Consider the following 19,584-nt stretch of genomic DNA (forward strand, 5'->3'; position numbering starts at 1 on the left):
CTCGGCCATCCCCAATGCCAGATGCCGTAAAGCCGCCGCGGGAGATTTTTTATGTCCGATCTCGACCTTTGCTACATGCCGGCCAGCGAGGCGTTGCGGCTGTTCAAGGCGAAGAAACTGTCGCCTCTGGAACTGATGCAGGCCACCATCCGCCGCGCCGAGGCAACCAAGGCGACGATCAACTGCCTCACCTTCACGCATTTCGACGAGGCGATGGATCTCGCCAGAAAAGCCGAGGCGAAATACGCCAGAGGCGCCAGGACCGGCGCGCTCGAGGGCCTGCCGATCGGCATCAAGGATGAGAGCTACATCAAGGGCAAGCCGACCTCGCATGGCTCGCTGCTGTCCGGGGACGCCATTGGCGGCCATACCTCGACCATGAACGAGCGTGTCATGAAGGCCGGCGGCATCGTCCACGCCCGCACCGCGACGCCCGAATTCAGCTGCGCCGGTTATACCTGGTCGAAGCGCTGGGGCGTCACGCGCAACCCCTGGAACCCGGATTTCACGCCGGGCGGTTCGTCGGGCGGTTCGGCGGCAACGCTGGCCTCCGGCACGTCGTCGATCGCAACCGGCTCGGACATAGCGGGCTCAATCCGCATCCCTGCCTCGGCCTGCGGCCTGGTCGGCTTCAAGCCGCCTTACGGCCGCAATCCCGATGAGCCGCCGTTCAATCTCGATTTTTTCTGCCACACCGGGCCCTTGGCCCGAAACGTCGGGGATGCGATCCTGCTGCAGAACGTCATGGCCGGGCCGAGCCCGCTCGACATCGCCACGCTGCGCCCGAAACTGCGCCTGCCGCTCGACTACAAGCCGATCAAGGGTTGGAAGATCGCATTCTCCATGGATCTCGGGTCCTTCGAGGTGGATGCGGACGTGCGCAAGAACACGCTCGCTGCCTGCGATGTGTTCCGCTCGCTCGGCGCCACCGTCGAGGAGGTGGACCTCGGCTGGGGCGACGAGGTGCTCAAGGCCGGCATGGCCTATCTCGAACATCTCTTCGGCGCCTCGCTGTCGCCGCTGCTCGCCAAGAACGGCAAGGACATGACCAGCTATGCCAGGCAGTTCGCGCAGGACGGGCAGAAGTCGAAGGCGACGGATTTTGTCGCGACGCTCGATGTGGCGGCCAGGATGTACCTGACGCTGGGGCCTTTGCTGGAAAAATACGACGTGCTGATCTGCCCGACCAATGCGCTTCCCGCAGTGCCGGCGGAATTCGATCAGACCAAAGGCAAGGTCGAGATCAATGGACGAGAGGTGAACCCGTCGCTGGGCTGGGTGATGACGACGCCGTTCAACATGCTGAGCCGCTGCCCGGTTCTGTCGATCCCGTCGGGCCGCGCCGCCAACGGCGTGCCGACAGGCATCCAGATTGTCGGCCGCACCTATAGCGACGCTGACGTGTTCCGGGCGGGTATGGCCTATGAGACGGCTCGTGGTCAGTGGTACACGAATGCCGGGACACGCCCGGCGCTGTGAGTCCGCAGGGCGCCGGCATGCCAAGGCAGCGGCGGGATGTTTCGGCCGCCGGGGAAAGGCCTGACGACAATGGCGCAACGCATAGCCACTCCGGATGCGGGAAAAAGCAAGGCGGCCAAGGGTGCGGCGAACGACGCCGCGCCCAAGGACCGCCGGCGCGAGCGCGGCGAAGCGAGCGTCCAGCGCATCATCGACGCCACCATCGAGCTCATCGCGGAGGAGGGGCTGGCCAGCGTCACCATGCAGCGCATTGCCGAGCATGTCGGCTCGTCCAACGCACTGGTGGTCTTTCATTTTCGCAGCAAGGAGAACCTGTTCCGGGCCGTCCTGCAATATCTCAGCGACCAATATGACGCGCTGTGGCTGACGCTGGTGCGGGCGCCCGGCCTGTCGCCGGTGGAGCGGGTGTTGGGCGCGGTCGATTGCGCGCAGCGCTTTGCCCGGCAGCATCCGAAATGGGTCTCGGTCTTCGTCGTGTTTTCCAGCGACCGCAAGAGCATGCAGATCTACAATGAAATCGGCCTGCCGAGCGATCTCGCCTACACGGCCGAAGCGCGCGAGCTGCTGATCGAGATTTCACGCAGCGGCGGTTACACCGGCGTCGACATAGACACGCTGTCGGAGAGCCTGAACTATCTGGTGCATGGCGCCTGGTATTGGGACCATCTCAACCCGTCCAGCCGCGACACCGACGTGCTGCGCAAGACCATGCTGCTCCTGCTGCACCAGGCCTTTCCGCGGCATTTTGACTTGGGGTGAGATGCGGCCATTGCGAGCGACGAAAGCGTCCTCTGCAAACCTAAACCCGAAAATCTCTACGATGCCTTGATCTCTGTAAAAACGCTTGCACAATCCAGAGGTGCGAGCTAAACAACCCAGGGATGCATTCGAGGGTGGGTAAATGTGGCATTGGGCGATACTTCTGTTGCTGATTGGCGTGCCGGTTTTCTTCGCCGTCCGGTCGTCGCGCAAATCCTCACAGAGCCCAGATGACCTCGTGGGGTTCGGCGGCTGGCTGATCCTGCTGGCGATCAGCCTGTCCCTTTCGCCGTTGCGCACACTTGTCGATATGGCCAGTCTGGTCAAAACCTACCAACAGCTTGTTACAGTGCCCAACGGGGCCTTGGCCATCTATGGCGAGGCAGCCCTCAATCTGGCATTTCTGGTGCTTCAGCTGGTCGTGCTTGTTTCGATGCTGCGGCGAAGCCACCGCTTTCCGCAGCTGTTCATATGTCTGTGGTTCGCGATCCCTCTCTTGTTCGTACTGGACACAGTTTGGATATCGACTGTGCTTGGTGTCCCGGTAAACCGTTTGCTTGCCGGAGGAGCTCTGGTTACACCTTTGGCATCCTTCATAGTCACAGGGATCTGGGCCGCCTACGTCTACAGGTCGGTTAGGGTGAGGAACACGTTCGGCGATACGGCAGCCATACAGGCTGCCACATTTTCCTAGAAGGTCCGACGGCTGCGAGTTGGCCTGATGTCGTGCTGCCAGCTCCGCAGAATAGAACCGTCGGCAGTCCTCCTTCGTCTAACGAGCTTCGAGTGGCCTGCCACCCGAAGCTCGAAGAGTGAAGGGTGGTGCCCCCGGACGGAATCGAACCGCCGACCTTCGGTTTACAAAACCGCTGCTCTACCAGCTGAGCTACAAGGGCACGGCGCTCCGGTTAGCATATTTCGTGCGCCAGTAAAGACAAAACTCCGTTTTCGATCGCTAATGGACCCCGCCGAGGTGGGCGGGCCGCCATGCTGAAAACCGCCAATGCGATCCCTACATATCTCTCAGGTGCAAACGCATCGAACGGGGTGTCGCATGATCAGACTTGTCATCATCCTGCCGCTTGTCGTCATCGCCTGGTTTCTCGTGGTGAAGCTCATCAAGGATGTGAAGAGCGCCAAGATCGACTGGACCGGCGTCGCCACCATCATCGGCTTCATCGTGCTGGCCTTCTGGCTGCGGCACGTTACGGGCATGGGGTGACGGGAGCGAATAGCGAATAGGGAGTAGCGAATAGGGAAGTCTTAACTCCCGAAAGCCATTTCGCTACTCGCTACTCGCTACTCGCTGAAACCTTCGAACCTTTCGCCGCACCGCGACGACTGATCTCCAGAGGCGAATGGTCGCCTCGACCAGGGAGATCATCATGTTGAAGCGCACTCTTACGTCAGGCCTCGTCGCCATTCTCGTCGCCACCGGCGCGCTCGCCGGCACCGTGCAGTCGTCCTCCGCTCACAGCCACCACCATCATCACAAGCACCACGACAAGCCTTGGTGGTGGTGGAACCATCAACACAAGCACCATCACCACAAGCATCATCATCACCACGGCAAGGTGATCATCTTCCTTTGAGCGAGACGACCTGCCTCGCGGAAGGGCGGCTTCGGCCGCCCTTTTTTGCGTTGAGCGCTCGATCGATCAGATCTTGGTTTCCATCGGCTGATTTCCGGCCTTCAAGAAAATCCCAAATTCTTTCGAACCTTTTTCCGCGCCGAAACGACAGATGATCAAGAGGCGGATGGATCGCCTCTCGCAACGAAACAAGGAGATCGTCATGTTCACGCGCAAAATCGCTTCTGCCCTCATCGCCAGCACCGTCGCCGCCACCTCGCTGGTCGGCACCGTCCAGCCCTCGGCCGCCCACAGCCATCACCACAACCGCGAAATCGGCATCGGCATCGCCGCCGGCGTCGGCGGCTTCGTGCTCGGCAGCCTGCTCAACCAGCAGCCCCGCACCGTCTATGTCGACGACGAGGGTGGTTCCTGGCACGTCCGCCGCTGCGCCAATCGCTACGCCAGCTACGATCCGTACTCCGACACCTATGTCGGCTATGACGGCTACCGCCACTATTGCCGCCTCTAAGAGGAGGCTCCCCACAAGAAGGAGGGGCTGTACGCAGCCCCTCTTTCCTACATTTGAGCGCGTGGCAGTGTCAGCTACGGTTTGGAGATCGGTAATCCGGCTGCATGGCAGGTGCCGACAACACCACCGCTCGCATTCAGCGATTGATCGCCCATGGCGATGAGTTCGAAGCTGCTTCCTTCATCCGGATAGATCTTGGCGGCGAACGGTTGGTCTGTTGTATGACCACCGGACGATGACTTCGCGGCGACATGGCCGCAGACCACGATTTCCCGGCGGCCGTTGAGCGTCCGCTCGCCGGCGCGCATCGTCCCGAATTTGGCGGATACAGGATCCTGCAAATGCTGGCGAATGCCGATCGTGATTGTCTCCTCCAAAGCGAGCGAGATCGGAATCTCGCTGACTTGCTGGGAGACAGGGGCGGGTTCGGGCGCCGTCGCCACGCATCCGCACAGTGAAGCGGCGAGCAAAAGCTGAAGCGTTCTCCGCATTATAATCGGAACCCGCCGATCATCCTCGTCACCTCAGCGGCGGCGTCGCGCACCAGCGGCCCGATCTCGTCCAGCCGCTCCATCGTCACCCGCACCGTCGGTCCGGAGACCGAGACACCGCCGATCGGCTCGCCGAACTCGTTGAAAATGGCGGCGGCCACGCAGCGCATGCCGGGATGCCGCTCCTCGTCGTCGACCGACCAGCCACGGTGCTTGATGACAGCCAGGTCATGGGCCAGCGCCGAAATGTCGGACAGCGTCTTGTCGGTGAAGCGCTGCAGGCCCGACTTGCGCAGGATGGCGGCGACGCGTTCCGGCTCGAGCTGCGCCAGCACCGCCTTGCCGATGCCCGAGGCATGGAAAGAGCTGCGCGTGCCCGGGCGGAAGAAGGCGCGGATCGCCTGATGGGTCTCGACCTGGCTGACGAAAACGACGCAATCGTCCTCGGCGACGCCGAGATTGGCGGTTTCACCGGTCTTCTCCATCAATTCCTGCATGACCACGCGGGCCCGGTCGACAAGCTTGCGGCGGCGCAGGAAGGCGGCACCCATGCGGTAGGTCTCGACGCCGATCGACCACAGCTGGTCCGATGTATCGAACTCGACCATGCCGTGGTTCTGCAGCGTCGTCAGCATGCGGTAGGCGGTGGACGCCGCGAGCTCGCTACGCGCCGAAATCTCGCTCAGCGACAGGCCACTGCCTTCGGCGACGATGGCCAAGATGCGCAAGGCCCGGTCGAGCGACTGTACAGAACCGGCCTCGGACGGACCGTTGAAAGCGCGCGGCCGGCCGCGCTGGCGTTTTTCGCTGGTTTCCATGGCGGCATTGTCGCCGGTTTCGCCGAAATCGCAATGAAAAACTTTTTCATCAATTTTGATGGCCGGATTCATGGAAAACGAAAAAGCCATTGGAATCAGTGTATAGAAGGGGTTTTCTCGAAATGAAAAATTATTCTGAAAAAATTGAAAAATGAAAACGACACTGGCATTGTCAACCAACCAACAATCTTGAGGAGGCTGGACATGGCCAGGATGCGCGCTGTCGATGCAGCGGTTCTCGTTCTCGAAAAGGAAGGCATTTCCTGCGGCTTCGGCGTGCCGGGCGCGGCGATCAATCCGTTCTATTCGGCGCTGAAGGCGAGGGGCTCGATCCGCCACATCCTGGCGCGCCATGTCGAGGCGGCCTCGCATATGGCCGAGGGCTACACGAGAGCTAAATCAGGCAATATCGGGCTGTGCATCGGCACGTCGGGCCCGGCCGGCACCGACATGGTCACCGGGCTCTATTCGGCGGCGGCGGACTCCATCCCGATCCTGTGCATCACTGGTCAGGCGCCGCGGGCACGGCTCAACAAGGAGGATTTCCAGGCGGTCGATATCGCCGCCATAGCCGCACCCGTCGCCAAATGGGCGGTCACGGTCATGGAGCCCTATCTCGTGCCGATGGCGCTGCAGAAGGCATTTCACCTGATGCGCTCGTCGCGACCGGGCCCGGTGCTCATCGACCTGCCGGTCGACGTGCAATTGGCCGAGATCGAATTCGATATCGATGCCTATGAACCGCTGGTCCCGTTCAAGCCGGCAATGTCGCGCGCCCAGGCCGAAAAGGCCTTGGCGATGCTCAATGCCGCGGAAAAGCCGCTGATCGTCGCCGGCGGCGGCATCATCAACGCCGATGCGTCGGATCTGTTGATCGAATTCGCCGAGATAACGGGCGTGCCGGTCATCCCGACGCTAATGGGCTGGGGCGCGATCCCCGACGACCACCGGCTGATGGCCGGCATGTGCGGGCTGCAGACCTCGCATCGCTACGGCAATGCGACCATGTTGGAAGCCGATTTCGTCTTTGGCATCGGCAATCGCTGGGCCAACCGCCACACCGGTTCGGTCGATGTCTACACCAAGGGCAAGAAATTCATCCATGTCGACATCGAACCGACCCAGATCGGCCGGGTGTTCGCGCCGGATCTCGGCGTCGTCTCGGACGCCGGTGCGGCACTGAAGATGCTGCTCGACGTCGCCACCGAATGGAAGACGGCAGGAAAGCTGCGCGACTGGTCGGGCTGGGCGAAGGAATGCCAGACCCGCAAGAAGACGATGAAGCGCAAGACGCATTTCGAGCAGGTGCCGCTGAAGCCGCAGCGCGTCTATGAGGAGATGAACAAGGCGTTCGGCCGTGACACCACCTACGTCACCACGATCGGCCTCTCGCAGATCGCCGGGGCGCAGTTCCTGCATGTCTACAAGCCGCGCAACTGGATCAATTGCGGCCAGGCCGGCCCGCTCGGCTGGACGCTGCCGGCAGCGCTTGGCGTGCGCGCCGCCGATCCGGATCGCACCATCGTGGCGCTGTCGGGCGACTACGACTTCCAGTTCATGATCGAGGAACTGGCGGCCGGCGCACAGCACAAACTGCCGTATATCCATGTCGTCGTGAACAATGCCTATCTCGGCCTGATCCGCCAGGCGCAGCGCGGTTTTGCGATGGATTTCGAGGTGAGCCTGGCCTTCGAGAACGTCAACCGCGACAACGATCCGGAGGCCGGCTACGGCGTCGACCATGTCGCGGTCGCAGAAGCGATGGGCTGCAAGGCGGTCCGGGTGCGCAAACCGGAAGAGTTCGCCGGCGCGTTCAAGGAAGCGCAGCGGCTGATGAAGGAATACCAGGTGCCGGTGGTGCTCGAATTCATCCTCGAGCGCGTCACCAACATTTCCATGGGCACGGAAATCGACAAGATCACCGAATTCGAGGACCTTGCCGAAAGCCATGAGGATGCGCCGACGGCGATTGTGTTGCTCGATTAGGCGCGCCGATATTCAGGTGAGACAGGCCTGCAAACGGCGCCTTCCTGCGCTTCCGGTGCTCACGTACAGAAAGTACGTTCCGCTCCGGTTCTCGAAAGTCACCGTTTTCGACTCTGCCCGACCTGAATCTCAACACGCCTAGGGCCAAGCAGAAGAAGGAGAAAAAGAGTGCCGCGTTTTTCAGCCAATCTGTCGATGCTCTTTGGCGAGCATGAGTTCCTCGATCGCTTCGATGCCGCAGCCCGCGCCGGCTTCAAGGGCGTCGAATATATCGGCCCCTATGATCATACGCCTGACGTGGTCGCGGCCCGGCTGAAGAAGAACGGCCTGACACAGGTGCTGTTCAACCTCCCGGCCGGCGACTGGGGCAAGGGCGAGCGCGGCATCGCGGTTTTGCCCGACCGCGCGCCGGAATTCCGGCAAGGCATCGCCAAGGCGATCAGCTATGCCCATGCGCTCGGCTGCGAGCAGGTCAATTGCCTCGCCGGCATCGCGCCGCAGGGCGTGGATCGTTCGGTGCTGGAAAATACTTTAGCCGAGAACCTCGCGTTTGCAGCCGAGAAACTGGAGCAGGCCGGCATCCGGCTTTTGATCGAGCCGATCAACACGCGCGACATACCGGGTTTTTTCCTGAACTATTCGGAGCAGGCGCTGGCGCTGATCGAGCGCGTCGGTTCGAAGAACCTGTTCCTGCAATACGACATCTATCACATGCAGATCATGGAGGGGGATCTCGCCCGTACCATCGAGGCCAACCTCGGCCGCATCGCGCATATCCAGCTTGCGGACAATCCCGGCCGTCACGAGCCGGGGACGGGCGAGATCAATTATCCCTTCCTCTACGAGCATATCGACAGGACCGGCTATTCCGGCTGGGTCGGAGCGGAATACAAACCGAAGGCGGGGACGGAGGCTGGGCTGGGGTGGTTTCGGGAGCTTAACGGGCAGGGGAGTGCCGCGGCTTAGGCGCAGTCGAACTCGCGTTCCTTCGCGCCCCCCTCTGGCCTGCCGGCCATCTCCCCCACAGGTGGGAGATCGGACGTCATCCCGGCTTTCGCTCCCCAACATTGCAGGGTGAGCGAGGCGCCGAAACTGCCCCCACAAGTGGGGGAGATGGCCGGCAGGCCAGAGGGGGGCGCGAAGGAACTCAGCCTCAACAAAGGAGACAACAATGGAAACCATCGGCTTCATCGGCCTTGGCATCATGGGCGCGCCGATGGCGGGGCATCTCCTGGATGCCGGCTACGCCGTCATTGCCAGCGACCACCGCTCGAAGCCGCCGGCCGATCTCGTCGCCAAGGGCTTGAGAAGCATCACCGGCCACGCGGCAGTGGCGAAGGCCGCGGATATCATCATCACCATGGTTCCCGACACCCCGCAGGTAGCCGAGGTGCTGTTCGGCGAGAACGGTGTCGCTTCCGGCCTGAGCAAGGGCAAGCTGGTCATCGACATGAGCTCGATCTCGCCGATCGAGACCAAGGTTTTCGCCAAGGAAATCAACGATCTCGGCTGCGACTATCTTGACGCGCCGGTGTCGGGCGGCGAGGTCGGCGCAAAGGCGGCGTCGCTGACCATCATGGTCGGCGGCGAGGACAAGGCGTTCGAGCGCGCCAAGCCCGTGTTCGAAAAGATGGGCAAGAACGTCACGCTTGTCGGCCCGAACGGCGTCGGCCAGACCACCAAGGTTGCCAACCAGATCGTCGTAGCCCTGACCATCGAGGCGGTCGCCGAGGCGCTGGTCTTTGCCGCAAAAGCCGGCGCCGACCCCGCCAAGGTCCGGCAGGCGCTGATGGGCGGGCTGGCGGCATCGCGCATCCTCGAGGTGCATGGCGAGCGCATGATAAAGCGCACCTTCGCGCCGGGCTTCCGCATCGAACTGCACCAGAAGGATCTCAGCCTGGCGCTGGAAGGCGCCAAGGCGCTCGGAGTTTCGCTACCGAATACTTCGACCACGCAGCAGCTGTTCAACTCGTGCGCGGCGAATGGCGGGGCGAAAGAGGATCATTCGGCGCTGGTGCGGGCGCTGGAGCGGATGGCGGGGCATGAAGTGGGTGAATAGTGAATGGTGAATAGTGAATGGTGATTGGTGACGGTAAGAACGCTTTCCCATTCACTATTTCACCATTCACCCTCCAAGGAACTTCCGTGCCGCATAAAGGCTCACCGCCGCGGCGTTCGACACGTTGAGCGAGCGGATGGCGCCGGGCATGTCGAGGCGGGCGAGTGTCGTCACCGTCTCGCGCGTCTTCTGGCGCAGGCCCTTGCCTTCGGCGCCGAGCACCAGGGCTATCTTTTCGCCTGAAAAACTCGTTTCGAGTTCGGCCGGCCCGTCCGAATCGAGGCCGATGGTCTGGAAGCCGGCATCGTGCAGCTGTCCCAGCGCGTCGGCCAGGTTCTTCACCTCGATCTGGTCGATATGCTCCAGTGCGCCGGAGGCGGATTTGGCCAGCACGCCGGATTCCTGCGGGCTGTGGCGGGCCGTGGTGATCAGTGCGCCGGCGCCGAAGGCGACCGCCGAGCGCAATATGGCGCCGACATTGTGCGGGTCGGTGACCTGGTCGAGCACCAGCACCAGTTTCGTGTCGCCGAGCGTGTCGAGGCGTTTCGGCTTCAACGGTTCGGCTTCGATCAGCACGCCCTGATGCACGGCATCCGAACCGGTGATCTTGTCGATCTCCTTGGGCTCGACGAGTTCGGCCTTGAACGGCAAAGCGGCGAGGTCGGCGATCGCCAGCCGCTCGGCGGCATTGCGCGTCACCAGCATTTTACGGATCTTCCGCCGCGGATTGTCGAGCGCCGCGCGCACCGTATGCAGGCCATAGAGCCTGACCAGCCCGTCGGCGGCGTTTTCGCCCGGCGGCACCGGCTGGCGCGGCCGGAAGGCGGGCGCGCCGCCGGCCTTCTCGTCGCGATGGGCGCGGCGCAGCTTGGCGTAATGGGTGTCTTTGGCGGTCTTGGGCGTGTTGTCATTGCTCATGGCCGGCTTCTATAGCCGCGTCGCCGGGCTGTGGATACAGGCAGAAACCCAGCTTGCCGGGCAGGCTGTCAAATTCAGCGCATTTTGCCTTGGGGTGCGGTTGACACCCACTGGCCTTGCCGCCATAAGGCGCTTCGCTGATTTCGGACAAAACCCTGGTTTCGACCTGATCGGCGAGAATGCCTCGTTGCAAGGCTTCGACGGCAGGCTGGAGAGGTGCCCGAGTGGTTAAAGGGGACGGACTGTAAATCCGTTAGCTTAGCTTACGTTGGTTCGAATCCAACCCTCTCCACCACTGCCAGCCCGCGAACCTTGAGGACGATGCGGGTATAGCTCAGTGGTAGAGCAGCAGCCTTCCAAGCTGAATATGCGGGTTCGATTCCCGCTACCCGCTCCAAACTCCCCACTCCGCATCAGATCTCAGCGAATATCTCGACAACGTTGCCGTCCGGATCGCGGAAGAACACTGTTCTGTGGCCCCATTCCTGGTCGGTGAGCGGCAGGACCGGCTGCACGCCCTTGGCCTGAAGCGCCTCGGCGCAGGCAGCGACCATCTCCGGCGCCACCCGGAATGCCAGCTGCAGCGACAGCGCATCCCGCTGCTGCGGCGTGTCGTTGAACATCATGCCGAGGCTGGTCAAGGCCAGCGTGTTCGGGCCGACCCGATATTCGATCCACCTGTCGCCGAGTTCGCGCTGCAGATCAAATTCCATCACATCCCCGTAGAAGTGCCGCATGGCGGCCATGTCGCGGGCGAAGATGACGGTGTAGTCGATCTGACGGATTTCATTGAGCGCGTTCATTGTCGAAGTCCCGTGGGCTGATGTTCGGTCGCCCGCAACCTAGCTTTCCTTTAAAGTAGTACAAGACTATAGCTTATACTGGTATCGGAGGTGACTGCATGCCATACGACGGCCCACGGCGCGATGAGCTTGCCCGCTTCCTGCGCGAGCGGCGGGGCCGCTTGCCGCGGATCGATGGCGCCAATGGCCGCCGCCGGGCGCCGGGCCTCAGGCGCGAAGAGGTCGCCGCCGAGGCGGGGATCAGCACCACCTGGTACACCTGGCTCGAGCAGGGACGGGAGGTGAACGCGTCGCCGCAGGTGCTTCGCTCGCTGGCGCGGGTGCTGAGACTGAGCCGGTCGGAGCAGGCCTATCTCTTCCAATTGGCGCGGCCCGATCTCGATTGGCGAAACCGGCTCGGCGAGCAAGGCCTGCCCAGCGCGCCGCTGCTAAGCCTGCTCGACGGGCTGGCGCCGCACCCGGCATATGTCGTCAACCGCTACTGGCAGGTCGTCGCCTGGAACCACCCGGCGGCGGTGCTGCTCGGGGATTTCGAGACGGATGATGAGTGGTCCGGCAGCCTGCTCGCCCGGCTGTTTCTCGACCTGGAATGGCGGCAGCGCTTTGTCGACTGGCCGGAGGTTTCGCGCTCGGCGGTCGCGCAGTTCCGGCTTGCCACAGTCGCCATGCCTCGCGATCCGGTGCTGGCCGCGCTGCTTTCGTCACTGGAAGCGGCAAGCGAAGCGTTCGTCGCGTGCTGGAACAGCCGCGACATCGCCGAGCCACCGATCTGGCGGAAATCCATCCGGCACCCTGTCGCCGGCGCGATGTCGTTCGATTTCGCCACGCTGCAGCCGGGCGGCCGCGACAGTGATTTCTCGGTTTCCGTCTACACGCCGGTCGATGCGTCGACTGCCAGGCGGTTCGCCGCGCTGGTCGGAGCAACGCCCGACAGCCGCAAGGCGGTGCCGGGCGTGTTTGCGCGTGATGCAGGCGCAGAAGTCTAGCTGTTGAAAGCGGACGCGACCTGGTGTTGCTGCGGCACCTGTCCGTTCGGCGTCAGTCTGTCGACAATGCCGGGCAGGGCTGTGGACAATTGCTTGAGCAACTCCTGCTCGTCCAGTCCGGTCCTTTGCGCGATCTCTCGAATGACCTGCGGGCCGATCGCCTTGCCGAGATCATTGGCGTTGATCGGCTGGTTCTGTCCGGTGCCGACCCAGGAGTCAGCGACATTGCCTTGGCCGGCAGTCTTGAGCTTGTCGAGCAGTCCGCCCAGTCCGCCAAGCAGGCCGCCATCGCCTGAGGCCGTGGTTCCGGTGGGGGCTGGCGTTTGAGGCTGGGCGGGCTCGCCCGTCTCTTCGGCACTCGTCTGTTCGGCGCTTCTGCCGCTCAGCATCTTTCCCACCAGCAGCGCGCCGAGCGCGATCATCAGCGGTTTGGTGATGTTGCCGCCGGGTACGGCGTTGTCAAAAAGTCCCATAGGTCAATCCTCCATAACGGCCAAGCCCGTCCCGCCGGCTACAATGGAGCATGCGGGCGGAAATTCAAGTTGGCTTGAGCTTTTGACAATCATGTGACCATGATCGGCCGGCGGGGGAATGGAGAGGAAAAATGGGCATTATCAGCTGGATTATCCTCGGCGTCATCGCCGGCTTTATCGGCAGCAAGATCGTCAATAAGACCGGCCAGGGCCTGATCATGGATATCGTGCTCGGCATTGTCGGCGCCATCGTCGGCGGGCTGATCTTCAGCGCCTTTGGCGCCACGGGCGTGACCGGCCTCAACATCTGGAGCCTGATCGTCGCCGTCATCGGCGCGGTGGTCGTGCTGTGGGCCTATCACCAGTTCTCCGGCAAGCGAACGCTTTAGGCGCCAGTCTGCCGACTGGCTGACCGCAGGACGGCCAAACCTGCTTCGACGCGTTGACTTGAAGGTCAGGCGACGACGGTCAGCCTGCGTTTGCGTTCATCAAGCGAGACGATGGTCAGCCCGCTCGCGACCACCAGCAGGATGCCGCAGACCGCCAGGGCATTCGGGAACTGCCCGAATACCAGCACGCCTGAGATGACCGCCCAGACGGTAAAGCAGTAGTAGAACGGCGCCACCACGCCGGTCGGACCGACGCGATAGGCCATGAAGATGAAGAAATGGCCGAAGATCAGGAAGAATCCGGCGCCGGCCATGAGCAGCAGGTGCCGGGCTTCCGGCATCACCCAGCGCTCGGAAACGAGATGCGCGGCGCCCGCGCCGATCAGCACCACCACGACGGCGGAAATGGCGACGATCATGCCCGGCACCTCGGCCGCGACCCGCCTGCCGGCAAGATCGCGCGCCGCCGCCAATGCCGCGTTGCCGATCGCCAGCAACGCATAGACCGAGATGCCCTGCATGGTCGGCTGGGCCACCATAAGCGCACCGATGAAGCCGAGCCCGATCAGCGCCATGCGCACGCCGCCGATCCGTTCGCCGAACAGGATGGAGGAGCCGACCAGCATCAAAAGCGGGGTGATCTGCCCGAGCGCGGTCGAATCGGCGATCTGCATGTTGGCCAGCGCCACGACGTAGCAAAGGATGGCCGCCAGCTCGAGCAGGTTGCGGCGCAGCACGCGTTTGTCGAAGATCAATGGGATCTGCCTGCCATAGCCCAGCAGGAACAGCAGCGGCATGCCCCATAGCGTGGCCGCGACCCCGCGCAGGAACAGCACTTCATAGGACGGCAATCCCGCTGTGGCGAGCTTCATCATCGTGTCGTTGACGAGGTACGACCCCGTCGAAACGATCATGAACAGCGGGCCGCGTATGGAGGTCGGTATGAATTGCATGGGGCAACCAAATCAGACCGCCGCCGCAGCGGCAATGGGCCAGGCGCCGGCTGCACATCCGGCAGGCAAAGGCCAGGACATGGGCGGGACAGGACATGAGCGGGAATAGCAAACAGGTGCTGGAGCCCGCAGCCCCCATTTCATTTCCGTTCGCGCGTTCCTATATCAGTGCCACATCCCCGCAATCGGATCATCGGTTCGCACCGAGTGGACAGCGCACCCGGCCACAAGGCACTTGTGTTTTTCGGCCGTAGTCGCTAATCGCCCCGCATTCGACTGAACTGAAGGTCAAGGCCGTCCAAGGAAAGAGACTATGGCAAAAGGTAAATTCGAGCGTAACAAGCCTCATGTGAACATTGGCACGATTGGCCACGTCGATCATGGCAAGACGTCGCTGACGGCGGCGATCACGAAGTATTTTGGCGAATACAAGCGCTACGACCAGATCGATGCGGCGCCCGAAGAGAAGGCCCGCGGCATCACGATTTCGACGGCGCACGTCGAATACGAGACGGCAGCGCGCCACTACGCCCATGTCGACTGCCCCGGCCACGCCGACTATGTGAAGAACATGATCACGGGTGCTGCGCAGATGGACGGCGCGATCCTGGTGGTGTCGGCCGCCGACGGCCCGATGCCGCAGACCCGCGAGCACATCCTGCTTGCCCGTCAGGTCGGCGTGCCGTCGATCGTGGTGTTCCTGAACAAGGTCGACCAGGTCGACGACGCCGAGCTGCTCGAACTGGTCGAGCTCGAGGTTCGCGAGCTTCTGTCGAAGAACGAGTTCCCCGGCGACGACATTCCGATCGTCAAGGGTTCGGCGCTGGCTGCTCTGGAAGATTCCAACAAGACCATCGGCGAAGATGCGATCCGCGAGTTGATGGCTGCGGTCGATGCCTATATCCCGACGCCGGTTCGTCCGCTGGACAAGCCGTTCCTGATGCCGATCGAAGACGTGTTCTCGATCTCGGGCCGTGGCACGGTCGTGACCGGCCGCGTCGAGCGCGGCATCGTCAAGGTCGGCGAGGAACTGGAAATCATCGGCATCCGTCCGACGACCAAGACGACCTGCACGGGCGTCGAGATGTTCCGCAAGCTGCTCGATCAGGGCCAGGCCGGCGACAACATCGGCGCGCTGCTGCGCGGCGTTGATCGTGAAGGCGTCGAGCGCGGCCAGGTTCTGGCCAAGCCCGGTACGGTGAAGCCGCACAAGAAGTTCGTGGCCGAAGCCTACATCCTGACCAAGGACGAAGGTGGCCGTCACACGCCGTTCTTCACCAACTACCGTCCGCAGTTCTACTTCCGCACGACCGACGTGACCGGCATCGTGTCGCTGCCGGAAGGCACGGAAATGGTTATGCCCGGCGACAACATCACGGTCGATGTCGAGCTGATCGTGCCGATCGCCATGGAAGAGAAGCTGCGCTTCGCCATCCGTGAAGGCGGCCGCACCGTCGGTGCCGGCATCGTCGTCACCATCAAAGAGTAATCGAGCCCGGCATCGCCGGATCGAAACGGATAGGGGCGGCCCTCGGGCCGCCCTTTTTCGTTGGCCAGATGTGCCTGTTTTGGGGTCCCAATCTCTGTTGCAAGTCTGTGAGCCTCTACAGTATAGATTGCATTGAGGGCTTGGTCGGATGGTTCCACAGCACCGTTTGCATAGTCGGTCATGGTGGGCACTGGGGCTGATCTGCCTGGTGTCGATGCTTGCCATGGGCACTGCCGCCTTGGCGGCCGAGACAAAAAATTCAGAGCCGGATCCGGATCCGCCGATGCGGTTCGTCGTCGTGCGCAGCGACGCGGCGGGCTGTGAGCCGAGCTGTCCGGAATGGATATCGGCCGAGGGTGCGATATCGGCCAAGTCGCCGGCGCTGCTCAAGGCTGCCCTGAAAACGCTCGGCGGCCGCAAATTGCCGATCGTCATCAACTCTCCCGGCGGCGATGTCGATGCGGCCATCGCCATGGGCCGGATGATACGCAAGAACAAGCTCGACATCGCGGTCGGAAGGACCTGGTTCGTCGCCTGCGAGCCAGGGGTGAAAAACTGCAAGGAGAACGACGCCAGAGGCGCGCACTATATCGGCAGCCCCTATGTGCTCGGCAGCTATTGCGCATCCGCTTGTCCAATGATGCTGGCCGGCGGCACCAGGCGCCTGGTCGGGCCGCTGGCCTATCTCGGCGTCCACCAGATCACCACCACGATCGTGCAGATGAACGTGCAATCAGGTCCGCTACCGGATCGTGAAAGGCAAGAAGCGGGTCATCAGCAAGAAGGTCGTCAGCCGCAAGAACACCGGCAGCTACAAGACCTACGAGATGAGCAAGGGGGTGGAGCGCAAGCTGTCCGCCTATTTCAAGGAGATGGGTGTCGACCTCAGCATCATCGAGACGATGAAGAGCACGCCGGCCAGCGACATCCAGCACATCGACCTCAGCGACATGCTGACAATGAAGCTGGTCACCAGCGAAGACGCTGCAGATCTGCTGACCAGCGCAAGCCTGTGCAGGCTGGACCTTCCGGCTCCGAATTGCCGGGAAATACCGGCGAACAAGCCAGCCGGCGGCCTGCCGGACGTGGCAAAGGCTGCGCCGCTGCCGGTGAAGCCGGAGAGCGCGCCGCACGATGACGGCATGCGCTTTGTCGTGGTTCGCGGCAGCAACCCGCTCTGCAATCCCGACTGCCCGGAATGGATTGCAGCGCAAGGCGCGATTACGCCCCAGACGCCGCAGAAACTCAGCCAATTGCTCGCCACGCTTGGCAACCGGCGGTTGCCGGTGGTGATCAGCTCGCGAGGCGGCGACCTCTCCGGCGCCCTGGCGGCGGGCCGGATCATCCATGAAAAGAAGCTCGACGTTGCCGTTGCCCGCACCGATTTCGTCGGCTGCGACCCGGCAGAGTGGAATTGCCTGGCCAGGGAAGGCGCCTATGCCGGGCTGAGCGTCGATGGCGACGGCGACTGCGATTCGGCCTGCGCGCTCATGCTGGCCGGTGGCGCCAGGCGGCTTGTCGGTACCCAGGCGCGGCTCAGCCTCTATCTGATGGGGCAGAAGCAGGCGGTCAAGTCCTACCTCGACGAGATGGCGATCAGCCCCGCTTTGTTCAGGGCGCTCCAGGGCAGTTCGGTCGAGCGCCAGCTCGAACCCGACATGATGCTGAAGGTTGGCCTGACGACCGGGCGCCAGTCGGTGGATGCGCTGACGGGTTCCAGCATCTGCAAGTCGGCGCCGAAACCTGAGAATTGCCGCGTGGTGCCGTCGTCCAATGGCTGATCGCGCCTATCGTCATGGAAGAGAAGCCTTGCTTCGCCTTCCGTCAAGGCGGCCGCACCGTCGTGCCGGCGTCGTCATCACCATCGAGAAATAGTCGAGCCGGTGTCAGCCGGATCGACCAGCAGAGGGCGGTCTTTGGGGCTGCCTTTTTGTTTCCGGCGTTGCGCGGCACAAGTATTGCACGGTTGGTCAAAGCTATTGCAAGCACCGTCGCCGCAACTATTATGGATTGCATTGAGGGGTTTGCCGGGCGTGGTTTGGGGACACCGTTCAGACAATGCTGCAAGGTGGCGGCGCGGGCTGGTTCGGCTGGCGACGGTGGCCGCGATGGCGATGGCTGCCTTCGCCGCGAAGGCCGAGGATGCCGCCCCCGGGACATGGCAGACATTGCTCCCTCTGCAGGGAGTGCTCTATCCGACCGATCCGACGATATGGACCGACGATCGCTCGGAGATGCAGTTTGTCGTCACGCGCAGCAGCGCACCGGGCTGCGAGCCCAATTGTCCGGAATGGATCTCCGCCGAAGGCGACATCGCAGCCGGCACGCCAGCCCTGCTCAAGCGGACCTTGAAGAAGCTCGGCAGCCGCAAACTGCCGATTGTCGTCAATTCCTTTGGCGGCAACGTCAATGCAGCGCTCGAACTTGGCCGGATAATCCGCAAGAACAAGCTCGATATCGCCGTAGGCAAGACCGAGTTTTCCGACTGTTGGCCCGGGACGGATGGTTGTGGTTTTAGTTACGGCAAAGGTTCCGCCTATCTCGGCCGGGCGTCTGATGGCGCCAGCTGCAACTCCGCCTGTCCGCTGATGTTTGCCGGTGGCGTCCGCCGCGTGGCCGGCGGCTGGAACTATCTGGGTGTTCACCAGATCACGACCACCTGGTTCCCCTCCACCACGCACTACCGGACCACCTATCGCGTCAAACGGGGAAAAAAATATCGGGTCACCACGCAAACCGTCACTCCGGGTGAAAGCTACAAGACCTATGAGATGAGTAAAGGGTACGCGAGAAAGATCTCGGCCTATCTCCGAGAGATGGGTATCGGGCAGGGCGTGCTGGACTTGATGAAGGCGACGCCGGCGAGCGACATCAGGCAGATCAGCCTCCACGATATGCTGACGATGAAACTGGCGACCAGCACGGACACTCTTGAGCTGTTTACCAGAGCAAGTCTGTGCATGTTCGACCCGCCGGCTCCGAATTGCCGGGAGATACCGGCAAACAAGCCAGCCGGCGTGCAAACGGTTGTTGCCAAGCCGGCCGTGGTGGCTGCGATCAAGGCAAAGACCGGCCCCCCACTTTCTCAGGCGGCCAAGGCTCCAGCTCCCAAGCCGTTGCAGGCAGCGCCAGGGAATTCGACGCCAGATATGCGCTTCGTTGTCGTTCGCGGCAGAGACTCGCTCTGCAATCCCGATTGCCCGGAATGGATCTCGGCGGAAGGCGCGATGACGCCTCAGACCCCGCAAAAGTTGCGCCAGTTGCTCGACACCCTTGGCAACCGGCGGCTGCCGGTGGTGATCAGCTCACAGGGGGGCAGCCTGTTCAGCGCTCTGGCCGCGGGAAGGCTTATCCATGAACGGAAGCTCGACGTCGCCGTCGCTCGCACCACTATCGTCGGCTGCGACCCGCCCGAGGCAGGCTGCTTGGCCGATAACGGTGCCTATGTCGGGCTGATTAGCGATTTTGGAGTGGAGTGCGATTCGGCCTGCGCGCTCATGCTTGCCGCCGGCGCCAAAAGGCTGGTCGATCCCAAGGCGAGGCTCAGCATGTCCTCGAGGGGACAGACGCAGTTGGTTAAAGCCTACCTGGAGGAGATGGAGATGGACCCAGCTCTGTTCGCCGCGATAGGCTCGGTCGAGCGTCAGCTCGAGCCCGACATGATGCTCAAAGTCGGGCTGACAACCGGGCCGGAGTCGGTGGAGGCGCTAACTGGCCCCGCTATTTGCAAAACCTCACCCAAGCCCGACAACTGTTTGCTTCCGCCGACAGCCAAGGCCGAGTCGCCCGCCAAACTGTAGGCATCGCAGAAACTGGCCATCGAGGCAGGTTGAGCCATGCCCGATTTCTCCGCTATCGTCGTGGCAGGCGTCGCCCGG

At 62.6% G+C, this 19,584-nt stretch carries 22 protein-coding genes and 3 tRNA genes; 17 read left to right on the top strand and 8 right to left on the bottom strand.

The features are described from left to right. Positions 1 to 51: 51 nt before the first annotated feature. The 3 genes from NLY43_RS00080 (at position 52) to NLY43_RS00090 (ending at position 2,932) form a co-directional block, all read left to right on the top strand. On the top strand, positions 52 to 1,479 hold the full coding sequence (locus NLY43_RS00080) for an amidase (RefSeq protein ID WP_023688399.1): 1,428 nt from the start codon (positions 52 to 54) through the stop codon (positions 1,477 to 1,479). Positions 1,480 to 1,548: 69 nt separating this feature from the next. Beyond that, entirely contained in the window at positions 1,549 to 2,238 is a 690-nt protein-coding gene (locus NLY43_RS00085; protein ID WP_023688400.1) for a TetR/AcrR family transcriptional regulator, read from the top strand. Positions 2,239 to 2,380: 142 nt separating this feature from the next. Beyond that, positions 2,381 to 2,932 carry a DUF2569 family protein gene (locus NLY43_RS00090; protein WP_023688401.1) on the top strand — a complete coding sequence of 184 codons (552 nt, stop codon included), beginning with the start codon at positions 2,381 to 2,383 and terminating at the stop codon, positions 2,930 to 2,932. A 126-nt stretch (positions 2,933 to 3,058) separates the two neighbouring features. Here the strand turns inward: NLY43_RS00090 and NLY43_RS00095 are convergent. Then, a tRNA-Thr gene (locus NLY43_RS00095) sits at positions 3,059 to 3,134 on the bottom strand. Positions 3,135 to 3,292: 158 nt separating this feature from the next. Between NLY43_RS00095 and NLY43_RS00100 the strand changes: the two genes are divergently transcribed. The 3 genes from NLY43_RS00100 (at position 3,293) to NLY43_RS00110 (ending at position 4,341) form a co-directional block, all read left to right on the top strand. Beyond that, a complete protein-coding gene (locus NLY43_RS00100) occupies positions 3,293 to 3,460 on the top strand; it encodes a hypothetical protein (RefSeq protein ID WP_023710564.1) in 168 nt (55 codons plus the stop codon). Between the two features lie 163 nt (positions 3,461 to 3,623). Beyond that, complete coding sequence (locus tag NLY43_RS00105; protein WP_023710563.1) at positions 3,624 to 3,830, top strand: hypothetical protein; 207 nt, start codon at positions 3,624 to 3,626, stop codon at positions 3,828 to 3,830. Positions 3,831 to 4,032: 202 nt separating this feature from the next. Beyond that, a complete protein-coding gene (locus NLY43_RS00110; RefSeq protein ID WP_023667455.1) occupies positions 4,033 to 4,341 on the top strand; it encodes a BA14K family protein in 309 nt (102 codons plus the stop codon). Positions 4,342 to 4,415: 74 nt separating this feature from the next. On the opposite strand, the gene NLY43_RS00115 is transcribed toward NLY43_RS00110, so the two are convergent. Next, entirely contained in the window at positions 4,416 to 4,784 is a 369-nt protein-coding gene (locus NLY43_RS00115; RefSeq protein ID WP_245261846.1) for a hypothetical protein, read from the bottom strand. A 47-nt stretch (positions 4,785 to 4,831) separates the two neighbouring features. Further along, on the bottom strand, positions 4,832 to 5,650 hold the full coding sequence (gene bhcR, locus NLY43_RS00120; RefSeq protein ID WP_023681470.1) for an HTH-type transcriptional regulator BhcR: 819 nt from the start codon (positions 5,648 to 5,650) through the stop codon (positions 4,832 to 4,834). Positions 5,651 to 5,854: 204 nt separating this feature from the next. Here bhcR and gcl point away from each other — a divergent pair, with 204 nt between their 5' ends. The 3 genes from gcl (at position 5,855) to NLY43_RS00135 (ending at position 9,695) form a co-directional block, all read left to right on the top strand. Next, positions 5,855 to 7,636, top strand: a complete 1,782-nt coding sequence (gcl, locus tag NLY43_RS00125; RefSeq protein ID WP_286459409.1) for a glyoxylate carboligase — start codon at positions 5,855 to 5,857, stop codon at positions 7,634 to 7,636. Between the two features lie 168 nt (positions 7,637 to 7,804). After that, on the top strand, positions 7,805 to 8,602 hold the full coding sequence (gene hyi / locus NLY43_RS00130; protein ID WP_023702459.1) for a hydroxypyruvate isomerase: 798 nt from the start codon (positions 7,805 to 7,807) through the stop codon (positions 8,600 to 8,602). A 205-nt stretch (positions 8,603 to 8,807) separates the two neighbouring features. Continuing rightward, complete coding sequence (locus tag NLY43_RS00135) at positions 8,808 to 9,695, top strand: 2-hydroxy-3-oxopropionate reductase (protein ID WP_023710562.1); 888 nt, start codon at positions 8,808 to 8,810, stop codon at positions 9,693 to 9,695. Positions 9,696 to 9,761: 66 nt separating this feature from the next. Here NLY43_RS00135 and NLY43_RS00140 read toward each other — a convergent pair whose 3' ends face one another. After that, complete coding sequence (locus tag NLY43_RS00140; RefSeq protein WP_023710561.1) at positions 9,762 to 10,613, bottom strand: TrmH family RNA methyltransferase; 852 nt, start codon at positions 10,611 to 10,613, stop codon at positions 9,762 to 9,764. On the opposite strand from NLY43_RS00140, the gene NLY43_RS00145 reads away from it, so the two are divergent. The 3 genes from NLY43_RS00145 to NLY43_RS00155 all read left to right on the top strand — a co-directional run bounded on the left by NLY43_RS00145 (position 10,612) and on the right by NLY43_RS00155 (position 11,010). Then, positions 10,612 to 10,845 (top strand): hypothetical protein, encoded by a 234-nt coding sequence (locus NLY43_RS00145; protein WP_023710560.1) that lies wholly within the window; start codon positions 10,612 to 10,614, stop codon positions 10,843 to 10,845. The genes NLY43_RS00140 and NLY43_RS00145 overlap by 2 nt on opposite strands. Then, a tRNA-Tyr gene (locus NLY43_RS00150) sits at positions 10,824 to 10,908 on the top strand. The genes NLY43_RS00145 and NLY43_RS00150 overlap by 22 nt, the downstream gene beginning before the upstream one ends. Positions 10,909 to 10,936: 28 nt before the next feature. Beyond that, positions 10,937 to 11,010: transfer RNA gene (locus NLY43_RS00155), tRNA-Gly, on the top strand. 16 nt (positions 11,011 to 11,026) lie between these two features. On the opposite strand, the gene NLY43_RS00160 is transcribed toward NLY43_RS00155, so the two are convergent. After that, positions 11,027 to 11,416: a VOC family protein gene (locus NLY43_RS00160; protein ID WP_023688409.1), complete on the bottom strand. Its 390-nt coding sequence runs from the start codon at positions 11,414 to 11,416 to the stop codon at positions 11,027 to 11,029. A gap of 98 nt (positions 11,417 to 11,514) precedes the next feature. On the opposite strand from NLY43_RS00160, the gene NLY43_RS00165 reads away from it, so the two are divergent. Then, positions 11,515 to 12,402 carry a helix-turn-helix transcriptional regulator gene (locus tag NLY43_RS00165; RefSeq protein ID WP_023710559.1) on the top strand — a complete coding sequence of 296 codons (888 nt, stop codon included), beginning with the start codon at positions 11,515 to 11,517 and terminating at the stop codon, positions 12,400 to 12,402. Here the strand turns inward: NLY43_RS00165 and NLY43_RS00170 are convergent. Next, positions 12,399 to 12,875: a YidB family protein gene (locus NLY43_RS00170; protein WP_023681465.1), complete on the bottom strand. Its 477-nt coding sequence runs from the start codon at positions 12,873 to 12,875 to the stop codon at positions 12,399 to 12,401. The two genes, NLY43_RS00165 and NLY43_RS00170, sit on opposite strands and share 4 nt — an antisense overlap. A gap of 131 nt (positions 12,876 to 13,006) precedes the next feature. On the opposite strand from NLY43_RS00170, the gene NLY43_RS00175 reads away from it, so the two are divergent. Beyond that, a complete protein-coding gene (locus tag NLY43_RS00175; protein ID WP_023667446.1) occupies positions 13,007 to 13,264 on the top strand; it encodes a GlsB/YeaQ/YmgE family stress response membrane protein in 258 nt (85 codons plus the stop codon). 65 nt (positions 13,265 to 13,329) lie between these two features. Here the strand turns inward: NLY43_RS00175 and NLY43_RS00180 are convergent, their stop codons facing one another. Then, positions 13,330 to 14,217, bottom strand: coding sequence for a DMT family transporter (locus NLY43_RS00180; RefSeq protein ID WP_023713250.1), 888 nt, complete (start codon positions 14,215 to 14,217; stop codon positions 13,330 to 13,332). Positions 14,218 to 14,530: 313 nt separating this feature from the next. Here NLY43_RS00180 and tuf point away from each other — a divergent pair, with 313 nt between their 5' ends. Next, entirely contained in the window at positions 14,531 to 15,706 is a 1,176-nt protein-coding gene (tuf, locus tag NLY43_RS00185) for an elongation factor Tu (protein WP_023723394.1), read from the top strand. 259 nt (positions 15,707 to 15,965) lie between these two features. On the opposite strand, the gene NLY43_RS32430 is transcribed toward tuf, so the two are convergent. After that, positions 15,966 to 16,439, bottom strand: coding sequence for a hypothetical protein (locus NLY43_RS32430; RefSeq protein WP_348529131.1), 474 nt, complete (start codon positions 16,437 to 16,439; stop codon positions 15,966 to 15,968). A gap of 19 nt (positions 16,440 to 16,458) precedes the next feature. Between NLY43_RS32430 and NLY43_RS32435 the strand changes: the two genes are divergently transcribed. Beyond that, entirely contained in the window at positions 16,459 to 17,487 is a 1,029-nt protein-coding gene (locus NLY43_RS32435) for a hypothetical protein (RefSeq protein WP_348529130.1), read from the top strand. A 327-nt stretch (positions 17,488 to 17,814) separates the two neighbouring features. Continuing rightward, a complete protein-coding gene (locus tag NLY43_RS00195; protein WP_348529129.1) occupies positions 17,815 to 19,506 on the top strand; it encodes a COG3904 family protein in 1,692 nt (563 codons plus the stop codon). Positions 19,507 to 19,584 lie beyond the last annotated feature (78 nt).

It is taken from the genome of Mesorhizobium sp. C416B, assembly GCF_030323165.1.
In the GTDB taxonomy this organism is placed as follows: domain Bacteria; phylum Pseudomonadota; class Alphaproteobacteria; order Rhizobiales; family Rhizobiaceae; genus Mesorhizobium.